Here is a 22,154-nt window from a genome sequence, read left to right as displayed (position 1 = left end):
TTTCCCGGTAACTTTTGCCAGCTTCCGGCGTTCCGCTCCGTTGGTTCCGCTACAGGACGTCGGTATCGCCGCTGGCTTTAAGGTGCTCCACAGCCGACTTCACCTTCTGCGCGTGCTCCTTGGTGGTGACCAGCAGCGCGTCCGGGGTATCAACCACGACGACGTCGTCGATCCCGATCAGCGCGATCACCCGCTTGGTATCGGAGACCACGACGCCGGTGGCGGACTCGGCGAAGACCCTCGCGCCGTCGCCGAGCACTGTCAGCCCGGACGTTTCGCTGGCGGTGTTCAGCCGCCCGATGGCGGCGAAGTCACCGACGTCGTCCCAGGAGAACGAGCCAGGGATCATCGCCACGTCCCCCGCGGCCGCCGCAGGTTCGGCCACCGCGTAGTCGATGGCTGTCTTGGGCAAGCCGGGCCAGACCCGCCGCATCACCGCTCCGCGCTCCGGCGCGTCCCAGGCCTCGGCGATCTCGGTCAACCCGGCGAACAGCTCGGGCTCATTGGTCTCCAGGTGCTTGAGCAGCACGTCCACGGGGGCCACGAACATGCCCGCGTTCCACGAATACTCCCCGGTCGCCAGGTAGCCGCGCGCCACCTGCTCGTCCGGCTTCTCCACGAACTCGGCTACCGCATGCGCGTTCGGAGCCCCGGGCACTTGCAGCGCCCCGGCGGAGCGGATGTACCCAAAGCCGGTGGCCGCGTGGGTCGGAGTGATCCCAATCGTGACGATGTAGCCTTCGGCTGCGGTATGCACCGCCTCCCGCACCGCCTGCTGGAAATCTTCTACCGGGGTGATCACCTGGTCGGCGGCAAATGAGCCCATGATGATGCGCGGATCGCGGCGGTGCAGGATGGCCGCGGCCAGGCCGATGGCCGCCGCGGAGTCCTTCGGTTCCGGCTCCAGCACCAGGTTGGCGTCCTCCAATTCCGGCAACTGCGCGCAGACGGCCTGACGGTGGACCTTGCCGGTGACCACCAGCGTGCGACCGTGGCACAAAGGCTCCAGGCGTGCATACGTGGCGCGGATCAGCGTGGAGCCAGACCCGGTCAGGTCATGCAGGAATTTCGGTGCCGCCGCCCGCGACAGCGGCCACAAGCGGGTTCCGGTACCGCCGGCCGGGATCACGGCATAGAAACGATCCAGCACGGCATCTTCGGCCGCGCCCCGGCCTGAATCTTGAGTCTTCACCCTCTCCAGGGTAATCCCCAGAAAAGCTGCTGGCCTCCACCCCGGGGCTGATTTCGTGCGCCGCAGGCAGTTGCCCCGTGCAAGCCGGAACGAAAAACCACAATTAGGGCATGGTTTAGTTGCGTATATTGCCGGAAATCCGCGGAATACGGCGTCCGGGACCCCGTGTCACCGATTGCTGTTAAAAAGGTCACATCGGCTGGTTCCTAAATTGAATAAGCCCTCAGCGAAGCCTAGATTAGTCTTGAGCTAATAGAGCGCTCTCGCACCGGCGTCAACTCTTGCGTGGAAGCCACGCTGCGCCTGGAGCGATGCAGGGAGGGTAATTCAGTGTCGAAGACACCAGCAGGGACCTTATACCGCGGCCGTGAAGGCATGTGGTCTTGGGTAGGACACCGCATCACGGGCGTCTCAATCTTTTTCTTTCTCTTGGTACACGTACTCGACACCGCGTTGGTCCGGGTATCTCCGGGTGCCTACGACGCCGTCATGGCCACGTACAAGAACCCGATCATGGCCGTCTTGGAAGCCGGTCTCGTCGCAGCCATCGTCTTCCATGCCTTCAACGGGCTGCGGATCATCCTCATCGACTTCTGGAAGAAGGGCCCCAAGAACCAGGCCAAGCTTCTGTGGGGCGTCGTCGGCCTGGCGGTCATCGTCATGATTCCGTTCCTCATCCGCCACCTCACGCTCGCTTTCACGTTCGCCTTCAACGGGGGTCACTAACTCATGTCGGTCAACTCTGAAATCCAGGCTCCCCGCAGCGCACGCATTGCTCCCGAGTACATGCGCAATAAGGGGCGCAAGGGCAACTTTGAGATGTACGCCTGGCTGTTCATGCGGCTCTCCGGCCTCATCTTGGTCGTGCTCGTTTTCGGCCACTTGTTCGTCAACCTGATGCTGGGCGATGGCGTCCATGCGATCAACTTCGGCTTCGTGGCCGGCAAGTGGGCGGACCCGTTCTGGCAGGTGTGGGACCTGGCCATGCTCTGGCTGGCCATGCTGCACGGCACCAATGGTGTCCGCACCATCATTGAGGACTACGCGGAGAAGGACAGCACCCGTTTCTGGTTCAAGATGGTCCTGTACGTGGCCTCTGCCGTCATCATCGTGCTCGGCACTCTGGTGATCTTCACCTTCGATCCGTGCCCGGCCAACGCCAGCGCTGAGCTGCTGCCGTCCTTCTGCCCGGCACCGTAACCGGGTCCGCGGAGAACGCGGTCCCGCTGCCTCGCCGCGGGTTTGAAGCGGCGACAAACTTCAGTTCAACAGAAAGAGCATCCAGTATGCAGGTCCATAAGTACGACGTCGTCATTGTCGGTGCAGGTGGCGCCGGAATGCGCGCGGCCATCGAATCCGGCCAGCGCGCGCACACGGCAGTACTGACCAAGCTGTACCCCACTCGTTCCCACACCGGCGCTGCCCAGGGCGGCATGTGTGCCGCGCTGGCCAACGTGGAAGAGGACAACTGGGAGTGGCATACCTTTGACACCATCAAGGGCGGGGACTACCTGGTAGACCAGGACGCCGCCGAAGTGATGGCCAAGGAAGCCATCGACGCCGTGCTGGACCTGGAAAAGATGGGCCTGCCGTTCAACCGGACACCCGAAGGCAAGATCGACCAGCGCCGTTTCGGCGGGCACACCCGCGACCATGGCAAAGCCCCCGTGCGCCGCGCCTGCTACGCCGCGGACCGTACCGGCCACATGATCCTGCAGACCCTGTACCAAAACTGCGTCAAGCACAACGTGGAGTTCTACAACGAGTACTACGTGCTGGACCTGCTGATGGTGGAGGAAGACGCCGTCCGCGAAGACGGCACGCCGTACAAGCAGAAGCGCGTCGCCGGCGTCGTCAGCTATGACCTCGCCTCCGGTGAGCTCCACGTCTTCCAGGCCAAGTCCGTGGTCTTCGCCTCCGGCGGCGTGGGCAAAGTCTTCAAGACCACGTCCAACGCCCACACCCTCACCGGTGACGGCATGGGCATCGCCTTCCGCCGTGGCCTGCCGCTGGAGGACATGGAGTTCGTCCAGTTCCACCCGACCGGCCTGGCCGGCCTGGGCATCCTGCTCTCCGAGGCCGCCCGCGGCGAAGGCGGAATCCTCCGCAACGCCGACGGTGAGCGTTTCATGGAGCGCTACGCCCCCACCATTAAGGACCTGGCGCCGCGCGACATTGTGGCCCGCTCGATGGCCCTTGAGGTCCGCGAAGGGCGCGGCTGCGGCCCGAACAAGGACTACGTGCTGCTGGACCTGACCCACCTGGAGCCGGCACACATCGACGCCAAGCTGCCGGACATCACCGAGTTCGCCCGCACCTACCTGGGCGTCGAGCCGTACACCGAACCGGTGCCGGTATTCCCCACGGCGCACTACGCCATGGGCGGCATTCCGACCAACATCAAGGGCGAAGTCCTGCAGGACAACGACACCGTTGTTCCCGGACTGTACGCCGCCGGCGAGGTTGCCTGCGTTTCCGTGCACGGCTCTAACCGCCTGGGCACCAACTCCCTGCTGGACATCAACGTGTTCGGCAAGCGCTCCGGAATCAACGCTGCCGAGTACGCCAAGACCGCGGACTTTGTCGAACTGCCGGAGAACCCGGAGCAGTACACGATGGACCTGCTCGAGACCGTCCGCGGTGCCGCCGGTACCGAGCGCGTCGCCCAGATCCGCAAGGAACTGCAGGACATCATGGACGCCAACGTTCAGGTGTTCCGCGATGAGCGGTCCCTGACCGAAGCACTGAACGTGATCGCGTCGCTGCGCGAGCGCTACAAGAACATCAGCGTCCAGGACAAGGGCAAGCGGTTCAACCTGGACCTGCTCGAGGCCGTGGAACTCGGCTTCCTGCTGGACATGGCCCAGGTGATGACCGTGGCCGCGCTGCACCGCACGGAATCCCGCGGCGGACACTTCCGCGAGGACTTCCCGGACCGCGACGACGAAAACTTCATGAAGCACTCCATGTGCTACCTGGATCCCGATGCCGTCACCGACGTGACGGCCGGCATCCGCATGGATACCAAACCGGTGGTATTCACGCGCTACGAACCGATGGTGAGGAAGTACTGATGAGCACCCCGACCGAAATTCCCGAAGGACCGTCTAAGGTCGAGCTGGCTCCCGGGGTCGGCGGCGGCGGCGAAATCCCCAGCTTCGACGTCACCCTGAAGGTTCGCCGCTACGATCCCGAGGTTTCCGCTGAAGCCCGCTGGGACGAGTTCAAGGTCACCATGTACGGTACGGACCGCGTGCTGGACGCGCTGCACAAGGTCAAGTGGGAGCATGACGGCTCGGTCTCCTTCCGCCGCTCCTGCGCCCATGGCGTCTGTGGTTCCGATGCGATGCGCATCAACGGCCGCAACCGTCTGGCCTGCAAGACCCTGCTGAAGGACCTTGACACCTCCAAGCCGATCACGGTGGAGCCGATCAAGGGCCTGCCGGTGGAGAAGGACCTGATCGTGGACATGGAACCGTTCTTCCAGTCCTACCGCGAGATCATGCCCTTCCTGATCAACAATGGCCACGAGCCCACTCGCGAGCGGCTGCAGTCCGCGGAGGACCGCGAGCGGTTCGACGACACCACCAAGTGCATCCTCTGCGCAGCCTGCACGTCCTCGTGCCCGGTGTTCTGGACCGACGGCCAGTACTTCGGTCCGGCCGCGATCGTGAACGCGCACCGTTTCATTTTCGACTCGCGCGATGATGCCGGTGACATGCGTCTGGAGATCCTCAACGACAAGGAAGGAGTGTGGCGCTGCCGCACCACCTTCAACTGCACCGAGGCGTGCCCCCGCGGCATCCAGGTGACCAAGGCCATTGCCGAGGTCAAGCAGGCCGTCCTGAACCGCTCCGTCTAGTTGTTCCAGCAGTCCTAGGGGTCATCCCGGGACTAGCCCCGCGTGGTGACCCAAGGTTCGCGGGGGGCCCAAGGTTCGCGTGGGGACCCGAGGTTCGTGTGGGGACCTAAGGTTCTCGTGGGGTTTTAGGCTCGTGTGGGGACGTAAGCCTTGGTAGGGATCGATGTCAGACGACCGCCGCTCCCCCGTCCCGGCGGGTTCCTTTCCCGGGCTTCCGGCGGCGCAGGCCCCATGCCCGCCGCCGCAGCGAGCGGCTGCCCCGGCCGCCCGCCAGCGCATGCCTGGCCACCGCGTCGGCCTTGCCGATGGCTCCCCAGGCAGTGGCGACCATGTACAGCTGGCTGAGCAGGTAGAACCACACGAAGAGGCCCAGGATGACGGCGGAAGAGGCCAGCAGCGGGTTGTTGCCAACACTGCCCAGGAGGATCGATGAGAAGTACCGGAGTACGGTGCTGCCGGCGCCGGCGATCAAGGCGCACTGCAGCATGATGGGACGAGGCATCCGGATTCCTGATGCCACCCGGAACAGCACCACTGCCACCGCCATGTCCAGCAGCAGCATGATCACGATGCTGCCGATCCGCGCCAACGGTTCGGCAGCGGCGCCTTCGAAGTGCAGCCATTCCACGATCAGGCCCAGCGCGGTATTAGCAAAGACGGCGAGGGCCGTGGTCACGATCAAGGCCACGGCCAGGATCAGCAGCGTTCCCGTGTCCTTGAGCTTGACCAGAACGATGTTGGTCTTCAGCGGCGGCAGGTCGAAGATGCCGCGCATTCCGGTGCGCAGCCCGGCGATCCACCCCAGTGACGTCCAGATCATCAGCGCCGTGGAAATGACCAGGCTGACGCCGAATCCGCCGCCCAGCGAGAACAGCTGCTCTGGTGTGACCAGGCCTTCCCCGGATTCACCGGTGGTGTTGATCAGACCTGGGGTGGTCTCGTCCAGCACCCGGATGATGGCCAGCTGCAGTTCACGGTTGCCGGAGACCACCAGGCCGAGAATAGAGAAACCGGCGACCAGCATCGCTGCCACCGAGAAGAACAGGTTGTAGGCGCAGCCGGCGGCCAGCAACGGCCCGTGCCGCAGGGCATAGAGATTAAAGACCCGCATCAGTCGCCAGGAATTGAGCTGCGCCAGCCGGTACTGGGCGCTGGCCAGCATCCCCGTCCATCTGCCGCCTTCGCGCTTGGCCCGGCCGGCTTCCCGCCGCAGTCTTAAGGCAGCGAGGACCATTTGCTGCCGTTGCAGCGGGTCCGGCCTTCCGTCAGCCTTCTCCTGCGGATTCGGCGCCAAAGGTCAACTCTTCCCGTAGTTTCCACACACCCGTCGCATCGTGCTCGTAGAGGCCCATGCTACTGACGAGGAAGGCTGCGTCATAACCGGCGAGCTTACTCTCGGCCGAATCCATGCTGGCGTCGCTGACATCGTGGGCCACGGTGACATGCGGGTGGAAGTCGAACTCGAGTTCGCGTTCCAGCGGCCCGGACTGCAGCTTACGGTGCAGTCCGACGCAATCGTCGAAACCGTCCCGGATGCCCAGATAGACCACGGGCGAGACCGGACGGAAACTACCGGTTCCGCACATGGCCAACGTGAAGGGGGCCTGCTGGCGGGCGACCGAGCGCACGTGGTCGGTCGCCTCATCCCAGTCGTGCACCGGGGTGGTGGTGATCAGCGTGATGTGCGGCGGGATCACCGCGGCCAGCGGGTCCCCGAAGGACGCCCGCCAGCCGCGCAGCTCGCTGGCCATCGGCTCGGGGATCCCGATCACCACTCCGATGCTCCCGACCGCAGGCCGGGCACCCGGGTCAGCACCGCCGTCGTGCTCCACACGGGCGATGCTGTCCTGGTCCTGCTGGCTCATGGCTAGCGTCCGCCTCCGGCGGGCAGGAAACCGACTTTGCTGTACACATCAGCGAGTGTAGCCGATGCAATTGAACGGGCTTTCTGGGCCCCGCGGGCCAGCAGCCGGTCAAGTTCGGCCGGGTCGTCCAGCAGCTCCTGGGCCCGGGCCTGCACCGGTGCAAGGGTCTCGACGACGACGTCGGCCAGATGCACTTTCAGGTGCCCGTACATCTTGCCCTGGTACTCCTCCTCCAGCTGGGCGATGCTCTTACCGGTGAGGGTGGAGTAGATGGTGAGGAGGTTGGAGATCCCCGGCTTGGCCTCACGGTCAAAGCGGATCTCGGTGCCGTCGTCGGTGACGGCGGACTTGATCTTCTTGGCAGCCTGCTTGGGGCTGTCCAAAATGTTGATCAAGCCAGCCGGCGATTCCGCCGACTTGGACATCTTTGCCGTGGGATGCTGCAGATCGTAGATCTTCGCTCCCTCCTTGGGGATGACCGCTTCCGGCACCACGAACGTCTCGCCGAACCGGTGATTGAACCGCTGGGCCAGGTTGCGTGCCAGCTCCAGGTGCTGGCGCTGGTCCTCCCCCACCGGCACGCCGTAGGGGCGGTAGAGCAGGATGTCCGCCGCCATCAGCACCGGGTAGGCGAACAGGCCCACGGTGGCTGCGTCGGTACCGCTCTTCTGGGTCTTGTCCTTGAACTGGGTCATCCGGGACGCCTCGCCGAAACCGGTCACGCAGTTGAGCACCCAGGCCAGCTCGGCGTGTTCGGGAACATGCGACTGGACGAACAGCGCCGTGCGCTCGATGTCGATGCCGCCGGCAATGTACTGGGCGCAGGTGACCCGGGTGCGCTGGGCCAAGTCCTTCGGATCGTAGTCCACGGTGATGGCGTGGAGGTCCGGGATGAAGAAGAACGTTTCATACTCGTCCTGCAGCTTGACCCAGTTGACCAGGGCGCCCAGGTAGTTGCCCAGATGCAGCGAGTCGGCCGAGGGCTGCATACCGGAGAGCAGCCTGGGGCGCGCGGCCTGCGGCGGCAGGGTCTGGCCGTTGTCCGCGCGGGCGGTGTGGGTCGGTTCTGTGGTTCCTGTGCTCATCGGGATGCTTTCTAGAACTGGTAGTCGACGACCAGCGGTGCGTGGTCGGAGAAGCGGGCGTCGTAGGTGGCGGCGCGGTCGACCACGGCCGCGGTTGCCAGGTCGGCCAGCGACGGGGTGGCCACCTGGTAGTCGATCCGCCAGCCGGAATCGTTGTCGAAGGCCTGGCCGCGCCAGGACCACCAGGTGTAGGGTCCGCTGACGGCGCCGGCCAGCGAGCGGTGGACGTCGCGCCAGCCGATCTCCTCGCCGAAGAACCGGTCGAAGTAGGCCCGCTCCTCAGGCAGGAATCCCGCCCGCTTGACGTTGCCCTTCCAGTTCTTGATGTCCAGTTCGGTGTGTCCCACGTTCAGGTCGCCGACCACCAGGGCGTAGTCCCGCTCGGCCTTCAAGTGCGGCAGCCGGTGGCACATGGTGTCCAGGAAGCGGTACTTGTCCACCTGCTTGGGGGTGTCCACCTCGCCCGAATGGACGTAGGCGCTGACCACGGTCAACGTCTTGTCGCCGTCGATGCCCTCGACGGCGAAGTCGGCCTCCACCCAGCGGCCGGAGGACAGGAAATATTCGTCGCCAATGTGGCTCCGGGTAGCCGTCGGCGCTACCCGGGAGGCGATGGCGACGCCGGCCCGGCCCTTGGCCTCCGCTTCTGCGTGCAGGATGTGCCAATCGTTGCCCAGTAACTCGTGCACGACGGCGTCGGGCGCGCGCACTTCCTGCAGGCACAGAATGTCCACGTCCCGGGCGGCCAGCCAGTCGGCCATGCCGCGCTTGTAGGCTGCGCGGATGCCGTTCACGTTGACGCTGGCGATGCGCAGCGTCTTGCCGGCCGGAATCAGTCCGGCTGCTGCGTCGCGGGAAGTGGTGGGTGCGGAGGAAACGGTTGCCAAAGTCACCCGACTACCTTACCCAACCCTTCAGTTCAGCTGACAACCGTGCCGGTGACCGTCCCGCCGTCCTCTTCCTTGTGGATCATGCCACGGCCATTGTGGGCGGTGATTTCCACCGTTTCGAGTGCGCGGTCCACCATGCCTTCATCCTTGCCGCGGTAGTCGCGGATCACCTTGGCCTGGACCTGGATGATCTTGAAGCTGTGGTCCAGCTTTTCGTCCCGCACGGCGTTGGCCCGCGACACCTGTTCATCGATGACGGCGGTGCCCCCGCCGGGAGCAGGATTCACGCGGCCGGCGTAGTCGGCCTGCACGCTGGCCAGCTTCTCCTTGGCCTTGCGGGTGGCGCCGCGGACGCTGAAGACGACAAATGCGGCCAGGATCAGCCAGGCCAAGGAGACTGCGACGACGATCCAGCCGATGACGTCGTTTTCATTGGCGGCGAAGACCACAGCCACCAGGAAGACCAGCACCAGGACGGCCAGGCTGATGTTGCCGGCTTTGAGCGGCATCTGCCGGGCGGCGGACGAAACAGAGGAAGACTCGGGGCCAAGAGATCGCATGGGGTTATTCTCTCAAATCCGCGCGGCCGCGTGCGCCGACTCCGCCCACAGCGTGACGCACGGCCCTGCTGCGTGCCGATCGGATACTTCCACCCGCTTCCACCTCAGTTCAGGAAGAGCTTGCGCAGCCGGCCTGTGGTCAGGATCAGCCCCAGCACAATCATGACCAGGAAGTACAGCAGGTGGATCCAGATGGCGCCGGTGAAGACGCCTGCACTCAGCTGCCGCAGCATTTCCACTCCGTGCCAGAGCGGCAGGGCCTGGATCAGCCACTGGATCGGCTGGGGGTAGACGGTGAGCGGATAGAACGTCGCGGAGAACAGGAACATCGGCAGCATGATGAAGTTGATCCAGTCCATCTGCTGGAAGGTCTTCATATAGCTGGTGATCGCCATGCCGAAGGACGCGAAGCCGAAAGCCACCACCACTGCGGCGGGAATCATCAACAGCGCCCAGGGTGACGTGATCAAGCCCATCGCGCCCATCACCGCGGTGAAACCCGTGGCGTAGAGGGCACCGCGCAACAGCGCAAGCAAAATTTCGCCGAGCGCCACGTCCAGCGGCCCCAGGGACGTGTACAGCATGCCTTCATAGAGCTTGGCGAAATTCAGCTTGAAAAAGACGTTCCAGGTGGAGTCGTACACCGCACCGTTCATGGCGGAGACTGCCAGCAACGCCGGGGCGATGTAGTTCGCGTAGCCGATTTCTGCCCCGCCGGGGCCGGTGACGGTGCCGATCAGCGAGCCCAGGCCAATACCCATCGCCACCAGGTAGAGGACCGGCTCCACGAAACCGCTGATCATGATCGCCCAGTTGGTGCCCCAGGTGGCCTTCACGCCGCGGGAAAAGACCGCGCGAACGTTACCGGCGTAGAGCGAACCGAGCGGACGCCGGGACGGTTCCAGCCTCAGCGGTTGCGAAGCAATGTGCTGGCTCATTTGCCCAGCCTCCTGATGTAGACGCGGCGGGCGAAGATCCACCCCACCACGCAGAGGACGGCCAAATAGACCACGTGCAGGGCTGTCAGCCAGAGCGGTTCCGCGTAGCCGTAGCTGAGCACCCGGCCCAGCTCGGTGGAATGCCACAGCGGCGAAACCCAGCCGATCCAGCGGACCAGCAGCGGCATGGCGTCCAAGGGGAAAAAGGTGCCGGAGAAGAGGAACAGCGGCATCACGATAAACCGCTGCACCAACGCGAACTGGCCGCGGTCCTCTTCAATCCTGGCCGAGTAGGCCATCAGCGGGAGGCCGAAGGACATCCCGGCCAGCGCAGCGGTGAAGATCATCACCCAGCCGGTCGGTTCAACCACCGCGCCGAACAGGACCAGGCACAGAAAGTAGAGCCCAGTGGTGAGCAGCAGCCGGGCCAGCACACCCATGGAGTGCCCGTTGACCAGTTGCTGGCTCTGCAGCGGGGAGGCGTTCGGACCGTAGTAGGTCTTGCGCCATTTAAAGCCGGACATGACCGAGTAGGTGTTTTCCTCGCTGGCCACCATGATGGCGGCGGTGGCCAGCAGCGCCGGGGCCACGAAGACCAGGTACGGCACAGCCTGGCCGTTGCCGGCGTCCAGCGACACGTCGGTGTTGGCGTCCACCAGCGTCGCCAGGCCCACGCCCATCGCGAACAAGTAGACCAGCGGGGTGCCGACGGCCGTCATCAGCACCGTCCAGCCGTAGCCGCGCAGCTGCCGCAGCCAGTGCTCCATGTAGTAGAACGATCCGAAGTTGCGGGCGCGTTCGGCCGACTGCAGCGGCGTCAGCGGCGAGCGCAGACCGGTCACCGGTCGGGTCAGGGCGTCGACCTCGCGCAGGGTCAACTGCGCCGGGACGCGGGCGTCAACCGAGCCGGCGGCTGCAGCGGCGTCGGGTTTGGGTGCCTGGGCCGGTCCGGCAGCGGGCTCAGCCGAGGTGTGCGAGGCGGCTTCCGCTTCTTGCCCGCCGGGCACCTGCGAGGGCTGTTGCTCAGTCAATGAGGCTCCTGCCGGTCAGCCGGAGGAAAACGTCCTCCAGGCTGGAGCGCCGCACCAGCGAGGTGATCGGGCGAAGCCCGCGGTTCGATACCTGCTCAAGCGCCGCCTCGCCGTCGTCGGCATAAATAAGGACGCGGTCCGGCAGCGTTTCGAGCCGCTCCCCGATGCCTCCCAGCTCCGGGGCCACAGTGGCGTTCCGTTCGGAACCGAACCGAAGCTCGAGGACCTCGCGGGTGGAATGCTCGCGGATCAGGGCCGCCGGCGATCCTTCGGCCATGATCTTGCCCTTGTCCACCACGATCAGCCGGTCGCACAACTGCTCCGCCTCATCCATGTAGTGGGTGGTCAGGATCAGCGTGACGCCCGCTTCCTTGAGCCGGAAGAGCCGGTCCCAGAGGATGTGGCGTGCCTGCGGATCGAGACCGGTGGTGGGCTCGTCCAGCAGCAGAACCTTCGGATCGTTCATCAGCGAACGGGCAATGGTGAGACGCCGCTTCATGCCGCCGGAGAGGGCATCGACCTTCGCCTTGGCCTTGTCCGTCAGCTGCGCGAATTCCAGCAGTTCGTCGGCCTTGGGCCGCAAGTAGGAATACGGCAGCCCGAAGTAGCGGCCGTAGACGATCAGGTTGTCGCGGACCTTCAGTTCCTCGTCCAGGTTGTCCTGCTGCGGCACCACCCCCAGATGGGCGCGCACTTCCGGTCCGTGCTGGTCGGGGTCCAGGCCCATGATGCTCAGCTCGCCGGCCGTCCGCTGCGAGACGCCGCCGATCATCCGCATGGTGGTGGACTTGCCCGCTCCGTTCGGCCCGAGCAGCCCGAAGGACTCCCCCGGCTGGACGTCGAACGAGATTCCGTCGACGGCGTTGAAATCGCCGTAAGTCTTCACCACGTCCCGGGCGGTGATGACGGCAGCGGGAGCCTGCTGGGGCAGCCGGTGTGAAAGAGATGTTTGAGGCACTGCTATAGCCTAGATCACATCACTGGTTGAGGAAAACCAATCGGGTCATTGACTGCTCAGCTCCACAGGGCGACGTGCACTTTGGAGCCACGCCGGGCCAGCCCCCTGGGCCCACCCGGCGCCACCATGGCTGCGGTGGCCTCTGCCGTGCCGGCAATACGCTGCAGGGTCCGGGCGGCGGCGGAAGCCCGGCCATGGTCCAGGGTGCTGGCCCACCACAGTCCGGACAGCGGCGTGCCGGCGGCGGGCAGCCGCGCCAGCACCCCGCCGGCTATCTCCGGCCGGACGATGTGCTCGAGTGCCAGCATGATGCCTTCGCCGGACCGGACGGCGGCCAGGGCGCTGGTTTCGCTGGACATCTCGATGGTTTCTGCAGGGGCCGGCGGCGCGCCCAGCCAGCCCTGCAGATCGAGCCCATCCAAGCCGGCCGGTCCGGTGAACCAGCGGTGGGCCAGCAATTGCCCGGCCGGGAGCGTTCCCTCCATCCGGGCCAGCGGATGGAGGGGCGATGCCACCAGCACCCGCTGGTAGCGCAGGAACGGGAGCACCTCCAGGGCAGGATGCTGCGGCGGCTGCGGCCGGGCTCCCAGGGCAATGTCGTAGGCGTGGTTGGCCAACAAGGCGGCCATGTCCGCCGCCGGCTCCACCACCACGTCCACCGTCGCGCCGGGCACCCGCTTGGTGTAGTAATCCACCAGCCGGCCGGCGGCGTGCTCGGCAAAATCAGCCGTGGCCAGCACCCTCAGGCTGCCGGCTGCGGCCTCGGCGTGGGCCACCTCCCGGCGCGCGTGGTCGGCCAGCCCGACGATTTCCTGGGCATGCGCCGCGAGCGCACGTCCGCCGGGCGTCAGGGCAATGCCGCCGCCTGACCGGACGAACAGCGGATCGCCCAGATCCTGCCGGAGCGCAGCCAGCGCGGCCGAAACCGCCGGCTCGCTGACTTCCAGCTCCTGGGCTGCGGCCCGCAGCGAACCCAGCCGTGCCACCAGGGCAAAGGCCTTCAGCTGGTTCAAAGTCATCGCCATTGCAGGTCATAACCTTTCGCTTATGAGGATCTTGACACCCCTCGGGCCGGGGAGCAACATGTGCCCCATGGGGGCCCTCAACGGTGAGGGCGACGTGTCTTTGAGGGGTAGACCATGCAGATTCCTGCTCCATTCGATTACGCCCGGGCCACAGACGTGGACAACGCGCTTGCCCTATTGGAACGCCACGGGCCGGACGCCCGGCTGGTGGCCGGCGGGCACAGCCTGCTGCCGATGATGAAACTGCGGCTGGCCCGGCCGGAGTGGCTGATCGACATCAACGGCCTGGCCGAACTCGACTTCATGGTGCGCGAAGGGAACGTGTTCAGGGTCGGCGCCCTGACCCGCCACACCACGCTCTTGGAGTCGTCCGACGTGGCGCGCTTGTTCCCGATCGTGACCGATGCCGAACAGGTGATTGCCGATCCGGTGGTGCGCAACCGGGGCACCATCGGCGGCTCGCTCTGCCAGGCAGACCCGGCCGAGGATCTGTCCACCGTCTGCGATGTGCTGCGGGCCGAGGCCGTGATCCGGGGGCCGGCCGGCGAGCGCACGGTATCGATGGACGAGTTCCACCGCGGCCCCTACGAGACCGCCGTCGGACAGAACGAGCTCTTGGCCGAGCTCCGTTTTCCCATCCGCGCCAGGTCCGGCAGCGCCTACGAAAAGGTGGAGCGCCGGGTGGGCGACTGGGCTGTCGCTGCGGCCGGGGCGGCGGTCGGGCTGGCAGCCGACGGCACCATCGAAGACGCCTCGGTGGGGCTCACCGCGGTGGGCCTGGACGGCACGGTTCCCGGCATCGGCGACCTGCTGCACGGCCGGCGGCCGGACGAAGACCTTTTCGCGGAGGCGGGCCGGATGGCCGCCGGCGCCTGCGAACCGGTCTCCGACCAGCGCGGCGGAATCGACTACAAGCGGCATCTGGCCGACGAACTGACCCGCCGGGTGCTGCGCAGTGCCTGCGCCCGCGCCGCAGAACAGGAAGGCTGAACCATGCAGATCAGCATGAGCGTCAACGGCAATGAAGTGACCCGCGACATCGAACCGCGCGTGCTGCTGGTCCACTTCATCCGCGAAGAACTGGGCCTGACCGGCACCCACTGGGGCTGCGACACCAGCAACTGCGGCACCTGCGTGGTGTTGATGGACGGGCAGCCGGTGAAGTCCTGCACCGTGCTGGCGGCTATGGCGGACGGACATGAGATCCGTACCGTCGAAGGACTGTCCAGCAACGGCGCACTGGATCCGGTCCAGCAAGGATTCATGGAGGAGCACGGGCTGCAGTGCGGATTCTGCACCCCCGGAATGATGCTCACCGCCCGGGCGCTGCTGGACAAGAACCCGCACCCGGACGACAGCGAGATCCGGCAGGCGATCTCCGGCCAGATCTGCCGCTGCACCGGCTACGCCACCATCGTCCGCTCGGTCCAATGGGCGGCGGACCACCCCAACGGCGGCGCCGCCGCGTCGGCTGCTGCCGGTCCGAGCGACACTGAAGAGGTGACAGCATGACCACCACCCAGGAGCGTCCGGCGTCCGGACAGGGAGAAAGCGCCCGTCCGGCCAATCCCGCCGCGGGAGACAAGGACCGCCCGATTGGATACGGCCGGATCCAGCGGAAAGAAGACCCGCGGTTCATCCGCGGCAAGGGACACTACGTCGACGACATCGTGCTGCCCGGCATGCTGCACGGCGCGATCCTGCGTGCCCCAGTGGCGCACGCCAGGCTGGTCTCGATGGACACATCCGAAGCGCTGGCACACCCCAAGGTCAAGGCCGTCATTACCGGCAAGGATCTGGAAGGGCTGAACCTGGCCTGGGCGCCGACGCTGTCCGCGGACGTACAGGCCGTGCTGGTCACGGACAAGGTCCGGTTCCAAGGCCAGGAAGTCGCGTTCGTGGTCGCCGAAGACCGCTACGCGGCCCGCGACGCGCTGGAACTGATCGACGTCGAATATGACATCCTGCCGCCGGTCATCGACGCGCGCAAAGCGCTCGACGCCGATGCGCCCGTCATCCGCGACGACCTCGAGGGCCGCACCGACAACCACATTTTCGATTGGGAGATGGGCGATGCGGACGAAACCGAGGCAGCGTTCGCCGCGGCCGACGTCGTCGTCGCGCAGGATATGGTCTACCCGCGGGTCCATCCGGCCCCGATGGAAACCTGCGGCGCGGTGGCGGATTTCGATCCGGTCGACGGCGCGCTGACCCTGTACGAGACGACGCAAGCGCCGCACGCCCACCGCACCCTCTATGCGATGGTGGCCGGGATTCCCGAGCACAAGATCCGTGTGGTGTCCCCGGACATCGGCGGCGGCTTCGGAAACAAGGTGGGCATCTACCCGGGCTACGTCCTCGCCGTCGTCGGGTCCATCGTCACCGGCAAACCGGTCAAGTGGGTGGAGGACCGCTCGGAGAACCTGATGTCCACCTCCTTCGCCCGGGACTACCTGATGCGCGGGGAAATCGCCGCCACCAAGGACGGCAAGATCCTGGCGCTGCGGACCAACGTGCTGGCCGACCACGGCGCGTTCAATGCCACCGCCCAGCCCACCAAGAACCCGGCCGGCTTCTTCAGCATCTTCACCGGCAGCTACGACCTGCAGGCGGCCCACTGCAAAGTCACCGGCGTGTACACGAACAAGGCACCGGGCGGCGTCGCCTACGCCTGTTCCTTCCGGGTCACCGAGGCCGTGTACTTGGTGGAACGCATGGTGGACGTGCTGGCCCGCAAACTGGAGATGGATCCGGCCGAACTGCGGCTGAAGAACTTCATCCGGCCGGAACAGTTCCCGTACGCCAACAAGACCGGCTGGGAGTACGACTCGGGGAACTATGAACCGGCGATGCGGCTGTCCATGAAGATGGCCGGCTACGAGGACCTGCGCCGTGAGCAGGCCGAGAAGCGCGAGCGCGGCGAACTGATGGGCATCGGGGTCTCCTTCTTCACCGAGACCGTCGGCGCCGGTCCGCGCAAGCATTTCGACATCGTTGGCCTGGGCATGGCCGATGGCGCCGAGCTGCGAGTCCACCCGACCGGCAAGGCGGTGGTCCGGCTGTCCGTGCAATCGCAGGGGCAGGGGCACGAGACCACCTTTGCGCAGATCGTGGCCGAAGAGTTGGGCATCCCGCCGGAGGACATCGACGTGGTGCACGGCGACACCGACCAGACGCCGTTCGGTCTGGGCACCTACGGCAGCCGCTCCACGCCGGTGAGCGGCGGCGCGGTGGCACTGGTGGCCCGCAAGGTCCGGGACAAGGCGAAGTTCATCGCGGCCGCGATGCTCGAAACCCGTCCCGAGGACCTGGAATGGGAGAAAGGCCGCTGGTTCGTCAAGGGCGATCCGAGCGCGGGCAAGACGATGGCGGAAATCGCCCTGGGCGCCCACGGCACGGTCGCGCTGCCGGAAGGAATCGACGGCAACCTGGACGCCGTGGTCACCTATGATCCGCCGAACCTGACGTTCCCGTTCGGCGCCTACATCTGCGTGGTCGACGTCGACCCCGGCACCGGCCGCGTGAAAGTCCGCCGGTTCATTGCGGTGGACGATTGTGGCACCCGGATCAACCCGATGATCATTGAGGGCCAGATCCACGGCGGCCTGACCGACGGCGTCGGGATGGCGCTGATGGAGATCATCGAATTCGACGAAGACGGCAACTGCCTGGGCGGCTCCTTCATGGACTACCTGATCCCGACGGCGATGGAAGTTCCGGACTGGGAGACCGGCTTCACCGTCACGCCGTCGCCGCACCATCCCATCGGTGCGAAGGGCATCGGCGAATCCGCCACCGTAGGGTCTCCGCCGGCCATCGTCAACGCCGTGGTCGACGCACTGGCGCCGTTCGGGATTACGCATATGGACATGCCGTGCACCCCCGCCCGCGTCTGGGAGGCCATGCAGGGCCGGCCGAGGCCACCGGTGTGACATGCCGCCGCGCGAGCTGGCCCTGGCCGCCAGGGCAGATGAACTGAGCAGGCGGCGGGAACCGTACGTCCGCGCCACCGTGGTCCGCGCCCAGCATCCGACCAGCGCCCACGCCGGCGATACCGCGTTGGTGTTGGCCGGCGGTGCGATCGAAGGGTTCGTCGGCGGGAACTGTGTGGAAGCTTCGGTGCGCGACTACGGGCTGCGGACCTTGGCCTCCGGCGAACCACTGCTGCTGCGGGTGATGCCGGGCGACCCGGTCCGCAATCAGGAGGAGGGGGCGGTCACCGTGGCGAATCCGTGCCTCAGCGGCGGCTCGGTGGAAATCTTCCTGCAGCCCTTCCTGCCGGCCCCACGCGTGGTGGTAGTGGGTTCCGGACCGATCGCACAGGCGCTGTCCGCCTTGGGGTCGGTGCTGGGGTTCGAACCCGAACTGGTGGCCGGCGGCGCGGCGGTACCCCGGCCGGATGATGCCGCGCTCATCGTCGCCTCGCACGGCAGGGAGGAGGAAGCAGCCCTGACCGCGGCGCTGCAGGCCTCCGTCCCCTACGTGGCGCTGGTGGCCAGCGAACGCCGAGGCCATGAGGTGCTCGCCTCGCTGGACGTGGACGAGGAACTGCGGTCCCGGGTGCACTGCCCGGCCGGACTGGCGCTGGGCGCCCGCACACCGGAAGAAACCGCCCTGTCCATTCTGGCCGAGCTGGTCTCTGAACGGTCCGCGGCCTCCGCTCCGGCGGCGGCAGGCGGGGTCCGCCCTGGGGCCGCTGAAGCCGCCGAGGAACCGGCGCCGGCCGAAGCAGGAAGCCACGAACCGAGGGCCGCTGAAGCCGCCGAGGCACCGGCGTCGGCCGAAGCGGGATCCCCCGAACCGGGCGCTACAAAAGCCGCCGAGGAACCGGCCTCGGCCGACGCGGGATCGGCTGAGCCCGCCACTGCCTTGGATCCGGTCTGCGGCATGACGGTTCCGGCCATACACGCCACGCTGCACACCGAACACGCCGGCAAGACCATCTACTTCTGCTCCGCCGGCTGCCGGGCCGCGTTCCTCAAGGATCCGGAGCATTATGCCGTCGCTTCCTGAACGCCGGACCGCCGCCCTGGTGCTCGCCGCCGGAGGATCCCGCAGGCTCGGCAGGCCCAAGCAGCTGCTGCCATACGGCAACGGTGTGCTGCTCGATGCCGTGCTCGGCACTGCCCGCGCATCCGGGTTTGACCAGATCGTCCTGGCGCTGGGCGGAGCCGCCGACGCGGTGCGCCGGTCCGTGGACACCAGCGGCTGCGACGTGGTGGACAACCCGGCGTACACCGACGGCTGCTCGTCCTCGATTGCGGCGGCCGTTCCAGCGCTGCACCCGCGGACCGAAGCGGTGGTGCTGTTGCTCGGCGACCAGCCCGGAGTGACACCGGCAACGGTGCACACGCTGCTCGCTGCACGGGGCGACGCGCCGCTGGCGGTGTGCCGCTATGACGACGGCGTGGGCCACCCGTTCGCGTTCCATCGTTCGCTGTTCCCGCTGCTGGCCCATTTGCACGGCGACAAGGCGGTGTGGAAGCTGCTGGAGCAGCGCGCCGCCGACGTGACCGAGGTCGCCGTCCCGGGACGGGTCCCGCGCGACGTGGACACCGAGGACGACTACCGTCAGGTTTTGGCAGAGTTACGGAGCACGCCATGACCTCGGCGGCGCGGACAGACGCGCAGGACGGCGGCCAGGCGGAGCTTCGGGAACGCATTCCTGACGTGGAATCGCTAATCGCCGCGCTGGACGCGGTTGACTACGTCGCGGATGCGGGCCTGGCCACCGCTCTGTTCCTGGCCCTGCGGCTCCCGCAGCCGATCCTGCTGGAAGGCGAAGCCGGAGTAGGCAAAACCGAAGCCGCCAAGGCGCTGGCCCAGGTGCTGGACACTCCGCTGTACCGGCTGCAGTGCTACGAAGGCATCGACGCCGGCGAAGCCCTGTACGAGTGGAACCACCAGCGCCAACTGCTGGGCATCCGGCTGGCCGAGGTCCACCACACCGACCTCGCGGAAACCGACCTCTTCGCCGAGAAGTATCTGCTGCGCCGGCCGTTGCTGCAGGCCATCGAGCATCCCGGTCCGCGGCCGGCTGTCCTGCTGCTGGACGAGATCGACCGGGCGGACGCCGAGTTCGAAGCGTTTACCTTCGAGCTGCTCGCCGAAGCTGCCGTCAGCGTGCCCGAACTGGGAACCATCCGTGCCGTGCATCCGCCCATCATCGTCCTCACCTCCAACCGGACCCGCGACCTGCACGATGCGCTCACCCGCCGCTGCCTTTACCATTGGATCGACTATCCGGCCCCGGAGAAGATCGCCGAGATCGTGCGGCGCCGGGTTCCGTCCAGCACCGAATCCATCGCGCTGCAGGCGGCAGCGGCCATCGCCCGGCTGCGCACGGTGGACATGGTCAAACCCCCGGGCATCGCCGAGGCCATCGACTGGGTGTCCGCGCTCAGCCTGCTGGGCGCGGACCGGCTGGACGCGGCGAGCGCAGAACGGACCTGGGGCTCGGTGCTCAAGAACCGGGACGACCTTGAACTCATCGCCGCCCGAGGCGGCGCTTGGCTGGTGGGCAGCCATGACTGAGCGCGGCTTGGACGGCTCCGTGCCGCCCGCTGACACGGCGGCATTTTGTGCCAGCCTCACGACGGCGCTGCGCCGCAACGGGGTGCCCACCTCGCCGGACCGCGCGGGGCGGCTGGCCGAAGCCCTGCGTCTGCTGCCGCCGGCGGACCGGACCACGTTGTACTGGGCCTGCCGCGTGGTGCTGGTTTCCGACCGCGAGCAGCTGCCGGTTTTCGACGCCGTGTTCGCGGCGGTCTTCGGTAGCGCCACCGGCCTTGTCCCGGATCCGGCGGAACACCGCGGCGATCCGCACCACCCGCCGTGGTCCGGCCAAGGCGCCACCGAGCGGCCGACCGGAGCCAGCAGCCCGTCCGACCACCGCCCGGTGCCGGAAACGGCCCTGCCGCCGGGCATGTTCCCGGGCCGGGACGGCGTCGGCTCCGGCGAGGGTCCGCTACGCGAATCGGTGCTGTTAATGGCTTCGGGACAGGAACGGCTGCACCACACGTCGTTTGCGGAACTGACCGAGGAGGAGACCGCCGTCGTGCGGCATCTGGTCCGCCGCATCGTGCTCTCCACCCCGGTGCGCGACAGCCGGCGGACCCGCCGATCGGCCCGCAGCAGTTCCCGGCTGGATATCCGCCGCACCGCCCGGACCGCGCGCCGCAACGGCCCGGATGCTGCCCGGCTGGTCTTTGCCCAACGACGGCCCAAGCCACGCCGGTTGGTGCTGCTGTGCGATGTCTCCGGGTCGATGGAGTCCTACACCCGGGTCTTCCTCTCGCTGCTGCAGGGCGCGGCGGCCGGAGCCCGGGCGGAAGCTTTCGTCTTTTCCACCCGCCTGACCCGGATCACCCGGCAGCTGGCCGTCCGCGACCCGGACACCGCGCTGGCCCGCGCCGCCGCCGAGGTGCGCGACTGGGCCAGCGGCACGCGCCTTGCCGAAAGCCTGCACCGGTTCATCGACGACTACGGCCGCCAGGGCATGGCCCGCGGCGCCGTGGTGGTGGTCATTTCGGACGGCTGGGCGCAGGACGATCCGGCCCAGGTCGCGGCGCAGATGGAGCGCCTGCGGCGGCTGGCGTATCGAATCATCTGGATCAATCCCCGTAAGGTGGCCGTAGGCTACCAACCGCTGGCCGGCGGCATGGCGGCCGCCCTGCCATACTGCGATGCGTTTGTCAGCGGCCACAGCTACTCCGCATTGGCGGAGGTGGCTGCGGCCATCCGCTCTGACCGCAGCCCGGGCTCCGGACTGCGGACCAACCAGTTCACCAGGCAAAGGACACGGTAATGCAGCTTGAACGCACGTTTTCCGTCACCGCACCGATAGGGACGGTCTGGGACACCCTGATGGACTTCGACCGGGTGGCTGGGTGCATTCCCGGAGCGCAGATCCTGGAAAAGACCTCCGACGACGAGTACCAAGTCGGCATGAAGGTGAAACTGGGGCCGGTCACCATGCAGTACAAAGGCACCTTGTACGTGATCGACCGCGACGCCGCAGGCCGGCGAGCGCAGCTGCAGGGGAAGGCGCGCGAAACACGGGGACAGGGCGCCGCGGAGGCAACGGTGACTATGCAGTTGTCCGAATCCGGAACTGCCACCGAGGGCAGCGTCAACGCCGACCTGACCCTGTCCGGCAAGGCGGCGGCCATGGGCAAGAGCGTGATCGGCAGCGTCACCGACCAGATGCTGGCCGTGTTCACCAAGAACCTGCAGGAGATGATCTCGGCGCCGGAAACCAACGCGGCCGGCAACAGTACCGAGGGAACGCCCGCTTCTGCAGCCACGGGGGCCGCCGCAGCGGGATCTGCCGGATCGGCGTCCACCGCACCTTCGACCGTTGCACCTTCAGCAGCGTCTTCATCGGCCGGATCGTCATCTGCGGGGTCGGCATCCGCGGCACCTTCATCGGCGGCCTCGTCGGTCGGCGCGCCTTCATCCGTTACGCCGTCGTCCGCTGCTCAGCCAAAGCCCGGGTCCGCGGCCGAGACGGAGCCGGGCGCACCGCCGTCGTCCTCCTCCCCCGCCGCTGCTGCGGCGCGAGCGGAACAGCAGGGCGGCAGCAGTATGGACGGCCTCGCTCTGGCCAGGCAAGTGCTCGCCGACCAGTTGCGCAGTCCGGGGAAGGTGCTGGGCCTGGTCGTTGTCGCCGCCGCGGTGGCACACCTGGCCGGGCGCAGGTCCGGACGACGGCAGGCCGTGGCCATACTGCGATCCGGAGGCCTGTAA

The 22,154-nt window shown here is 66.9% G+C and carries 22 protein-coding genes; 12 read left to right on the top strand and 10 right to left on the bottom strand.

Annotation, left to right across the window (positions count from 1 at the left end; translation table 11 throughout):
* Positions 1-49: 49 nt before the first annotated feature.
* Complete coding sequence (locus tag ACMX2H_RS11780; RefSeq protein WP_414960678.1) at positions 50-1,192, bottom strand: mannose-1-phosphate guanylyltransferase; 1,143 nt, start codon at positions 1,190-1,192, stop codon at positions 50-52.
* Positions 1,193-1,522: 330 nt separating this feature from the next.
* Here ACMX2H_RS11780 and sdhC point away from each other — a divergent pair, with 330 nt between their 5' ends.
* From sdhC to ACMX2H_RS11760, 4 genes are all read left to right on the top strand, one after another.
* On the top strand, positions 1,523-1,918 hold the full coding sequence (gene sdhC / locus ACMX2H_RS11775; protein ID WP_136784374.1) for a succinate dehydrogenase, cytochrome b556 subunit: 396 nt from the start codon (positions 1,523-1,525) through the stop codon (positions 1,916-1,918).
* A gap of 3 nt (positions 1,919-1,921) precedes the next feature.
* The gene (locus tag ACMX2H_RS11770) at positions 1,922-2,392 is read left to right on the top strand and encodes a succinate dehydrogenase hydrophobic membrane anchor subunit (protein ID WP_136784375.1); all 471 of its coding nucleotides are present in this window, start codon (positions 1,922-1,924) and stop codon (positions 2,390-2,392) included.
* 86 nt (positions 2,393-2,478) lie between these two features.
* Positions 2,479-4,266: a succinate dehydrogenase flavoprotein subunit gene (sdhA, locus tag ACMX2H_RS11765; RefSeq protein ID WP_414960677.1), complete on the top strand. Its 1,788-nt coding sequence runs from the start codon at positions 2,479-2,481 to the stop codon at positions 4,264-4,266.
* On the top strand, positions 4,266-5,054 hold the full coding sequence (locus ACMX2H_RS11760) for a succinate dehydrogenase iron-sulfur subunit (RefSeq protein WP_414960676.1): 789 nt from the start codon (positions 4,266-4,268) through the stop codon (positions 5,052-5,054). Before sdhA ends, ACMX2H_RS11760 begins: the two co-directional genes overlap by 1 nt.
* A gap of 166 nt (positions 5,055-5,220) precedes the next feature.
* On the opposite strand, the gene ACMX2H_RS11755 is transcribed toward ACMX2H_RS11760, so the two are convergent.
* The 9 genes from ACMX2H_RS11755 to ACMX2H_RS11715 form a co-directional block, all read right to left on the bottom strand.
* Positions 5,221-6,348, bottom strand: coding sequence for a YihY/virulence factor BrkB family protein (locus tag ACMX2H_RS11755; protein ID WP_414960675.1), 1,128 nt, complete (start codon positions 6,346-6,348; stop codon positions 5,221-5,223).
* Positions 6,320-6,919 carry a 2'-5' RNA ligase family protein gene (locus ACMX2H_RS11750; protein WP_414960674.1) on the bottom strand — a complete coding sequence of 200 codons (600 nt, stop codon included), beginning with the start codon at positions 6,917-6,919 and terminating at the stop codon, positions 6,320-6,322. Before ACMX2H_RS11750 ends, ACMX2H_RS11755 begins: the two co-directional genes overlap by 29 nt.
* Before the next feature lie 2 nt (positions 6,920-6,921).
* Positions 6,922-8,004 (bottom strand): tryptophan--tRNA ligase, encoded by a 1,083-nt coding sequence (gene trpS, locus ACMX2H_RS11745; protein ID WP_414960673.1) that lies wholly within the window; start codon positions 8,002-8,004, stop codon positions 6,922-6,924.
* Between the two features lie 11 nt (positions 8,005-8,015).
* Positions 8,016-8,840, bottom strand: coding sequence for an exodeoxyribonuclease III (locus ACMX2H_RS11740; RefSeq protein ID WP_414960710.1), 825 nt, complete (start codon positions 8,838-8,840; stop codon positions 8,016-8,018).
* Positions 8,841-8,923: 83 nt separating this feature from the next.
* Positions 8,924-9,454, bottom strand: a complete 531-nt coding sequence (locus ACMX2H_RS11735) for a hypothetical protein (protein WP_414960672.1) — start codon at positions 9,452-9,454, stop codon at positions 8,924-8,926.
* Between the two features lie 104 nt (positions 9,455-9,558).
* The gene (locus ACMX2H_RS11730) at positions 9,559-10,392 is read right to left on the bottom strand and encodes an ABC transporter permease (RefSeq protein ID WP_414960671.1); all 834 of its coding nucleotides are present in this window, start codon (positions 10,390-10,392) and stop codon (positions 9,559-9,561) included.
* On the bottom strand, positions 10,389-11,246 hold the full coding sequence (locus ACMX2H_RS11725) for an ABC transporter permease (protein WP_414960709.1): 858 nt from the start codon (positions 11,244-11,246) through the stop codon (positions 10,389-10,391). The genes ACMX2H_RS11730 and ACMX2H_RS11725 overlap by 4 nt, the downstream gene beginning before the upstream one ends.
* Before the next feature lie 169 nt (positions 11,247-11,415).
* Complete coding sequence (locus ACMX2H_RS11720; protein ID WP_414960670.1) at positions 11,416-12,381, bottom strand: ABC transporter ATP-binding protein; 966 nt, start codon at positions 12,379-12,381, stop codon at positions 11,416-11,418.
* 56 nt (positions 12,382-12,437) lie between these two features.
* The gene (locus ACMX2H_RS11715) at positions 12,438-13,406 is read right to left on the bottom strand and encodes a LysR family transcriptional regulator (protein WP_414960669.1); all 969 of its coding nucleotides are present in this window, start codon (positions 13,404-13,406) and stop codon (positions 12,438-12,440) included.
* Between the two features lie 114 nt (positions 13,407-13,520).
* Here ACMX2H_RS11715 and ACMX2H_RS11710 point away from each other — a divergent pair, with 114 nt between their 5' ends.
* From ACMX2H_RS11710 to ACMX2H_RS11675, 8 genes are read left to right on the top strand one after another with little or no spacing between them, the layout of a single operon-like run.
* Positions 13,521-14,396 carry an FAD binding domain-containing protein gene (locus ACMX2H_RS11710; RefSeq protein ID WP_414960668.1) on the top strand — a complete coding sequence of 292 codons (876 nt, stop codon included), beginning with the start codon at positions 13,521-13,523 and terminating at the stop codon, positions 14,394-14,396.
* 3 nt (positions 14,397-14,399) lie between these two features.
* Complete coding sequence (locus tag ACMX2H_RS11705) at positions 14,400-14,918, top strand: (2Fe-2S)-binding protein (protein ID WP_414960667.1); 519 nt, start codon at positions 14,400-14,402, stop codon at positions 14,916-14,918.
* Entirely contained in the window at positions 14,915-17,338 is a 2,424-nt protein-coding gene (locus ACMX2H_RS11700) for an aerobic carbon-monoxide dehydrogenase large subunit (RefSeq protein ID WP_414960666.1), read from the top strand. Before ACMX2H_RS11705 ends, ACMX2H_RS11700 begins: the two co-directional genes overlap by 4 nt.
* A 1-nt stretch (position 17,339) precedes the next feature.
* Positions 17,340-18,419: an XdhC family protein gene (locus ACMX2H_RS11695; RefSeq protein WP_414960665.1), complete on the top strand. Its 1,080-nt coding sequence runs from the start codon at positions 17,340-17,342 to the stop codon at positions 18,417-18,419.
* Positions 18,403-19,011 carry a nucleotidyltransferase family protein gene (locus ACMX2H_RS11690; RefSeq protein WP_414960664.1) on the top strand — a complete coding sequence of 203 codons (609 nt, stop codon included), beginning with the start codon at positions 18,403-18,405 and terminating at the stop codon, positions 19,009-19,011. Before ACMX2H_RS11695 ends, ACMX2H_RS11690 begins: the two co-directional genes overlap by 17 nt.
* Positions 19,008-19,940 carry an AAA family ATPase gene (locus ACMX2H_RS11685; RefSeq protein ID WP_414960663.1) on the top strand — a complete coding sequence of 311 codons (933 nt, stop codon included), beginning with the start codon at positions 19,008-19,010 and terminating at the stop codon, positions 19,938-19,940. Before ACMX2H_RS11690 ends, ACMX2H_RS11685 begins: the two co-directional genes overlap by 4 nt.
* A complete protein-coding gene (locus ACMX2H_RS11680; RefSeq protein ID WP_414960662.1) occupies positions 19,933-21,213 on the top strand; it encodes a vWA domain-containing protein in 1,281 nt (426 codons plus the stop codon). The genes ACMX2H_RS11685 and ACMX2H_RS11680 overlap by 8 nt, the downstream gene beginning before the upstream one ends.
* Complete coding sequence (locus ACMX2H_RS11675) at positions 21,213-22,154, top strand: SRPBCC family protein (RefSeq protein ID WP_414960661.1); 942 nt, start codon at positions 21,213-21,215, stop codon at positions 22,152-22,154. The genes ACMX2H_RS11680 and ACMX2H_RS11675 overlap by 1 nt, the downstream gene beginning before the upstream one ends.

It is taken from the genome of Arthrobacter sulfonylureivorans (assembly GCF_047607445.1).
Lineage (GTDB): Bacteria > Actinomycetota > Actinomycetes > Actinomycetales > Micrococcaceae > Crystallibacter > Crystallibacter sulfonylureivorans_A.
Note: the sequence above shows the minus strand (reverse complement) of the source record. Positions and strands in the feature narration are given on the sequence as shown.